Origin of the sequence: Nonomuraea sp. NPDC049649 (genome assembly GCF_040675175.1) — a bacterium.
GTDB lineage: Bacteria > Actinomycetota > Actinomycetes > Streptosporangiales > Streptosporangiaceae > Nonomuraea.
In genome coordinates this window covers 1-1,103 of record NZ_JBFAOH010000115.1, presented here as the reverse complement: position 1 = coordinate 1,103, position 1,103 = coordinate 1, and the positions used below count along the sequence as shown (strand labels likewise).

General features: G+C 67.3%; 2 protein-coding genes. One reads left to right on the top strand and one right to left on the bottom strand.

What is annotated here, in order from left to right:
* Positions 1 to 92: 92 nt before the first annotated feature.
* Complete coding sequence (locus AB0J42_RS37725) at positions 93 to 413, top strand: putative quinol monooxygenase (protein WP_364303407.1); 321 nt, start codon at positions 93 to 95, stop codon at positions 411 to 413.
* Positions 414 to 450: 37 nt separating this feature from the next.
* On the opposite strand, the gene AB0J42_RS37720 is transcribed toward AB0J42_RS37725, so the two are convergent.
* Positions 451 to 903, bottom strand: a complete 453-nt coding sequence (locus AB0J42_RS37720; RefSeq protein WP_364303405.1) for a VOC family protein — start codon at positions 901 to 903, stop codon at positions 451 to 453.
* Positions 904 to 1,103: the final 200 nt, after the last annotated feature.

Here is a 1,103-nt window from a genome sequence, read left to right as displayed (position 1 = left end):
TGCCCGCACTGGTGCGGTCATTCTTCGCCGATCCGCATCTGGCCTACATCGGTGAGAGCCTCCGGTAGTCCAGAAACCCACGAACTGATTGAATCTTCATCACCGCCAAGTTCCGCGTCCGCCCGGAGTCCGCCGACAGGTGGCCGGAGATCGTCGCGGAGTTCACCCGGGCCACCCGCGCCGAGCCCGGCTGCCTCTGGTTCGACTGGTCGCGCAGCCTGGACGACCCGAACGAGTACGTGCTGGTGGAGGCGTTCCGGGACGACGAGGCGGGCGCCGCGCACGTCCAGTCGGAGCACTTCCGCCAGGCCCAGCGCGACCTGCCGCCGCACCTGGCGGAGACGCCGCGGATCATCAACACCACGATCCCGCAGGACGACTGGTCGCGCCTGGGCGAGATGGCCGTCGACTGACCCGTCGAGAGGGCCGGCGGCCCCGGCCCTCTCCCGGTCAGGCCCCGGCGGCGTCCAGCAGCCCCTGAATGTCGATCTTCTTCATCCCCTGCATGGCCTGGAAGACCCTCCCCGCCACCTCGGGGTCCGGGTGGCTCAGCAGCCGGGGCAGCTCACGGGGGACGATCTGCCAGGACAGGCCGTAGCGGTCCTTCAGCCACCCGCACGGCCCCTCCTCACCGCCCTCGGTGAGCTTGCCCCACAGCTCGTCGACCTCCTCCTGCGACTCGCAGTCGACGAAAAGCGAGATCGCCTCGTTGAAGGTGAACTGCGGCCCGCCGTTGAGCGCCAGGTAGCGCTGCCCGGCCAGCTCGAACACGACCATCATCGGCTTGCCGTCCGGCCCCGGCTGCACCTCCACCACCCGGGAACCGGGGAAGATCGAGGTGTAGAAGACGGCGGCCTCCTCAGCCTGGCCGTCGAACCAGAGGAACGTGGTGATCTTCTGCATGACGCGTCCTTTCGGCATGTTCTTCGTTCTCTCACTGACGCGTCGGACACGCCTGCGCCGGATCGACATCCCTGCCGGAGATTTCCCGTCATACACGTGCGGGCGGGCGCCGCGCTCTATCGTGGCTGTCACATCCATCGAAGCTAGGTGACCTGCGATGATCCGTCCAAGTCATGATTGGCCTGGTTTCGATAGCCGTT

Excerpts from the sequence above, each read along its gene's own strand:
- AB0J42_RS37720 (WP_364303405.1), bottom strand. The coding sequence starts at position 903 with ATGCAGAAGATCACCACGTTCCTCTGGTTCGACGGCCAGGCTGAGGAG.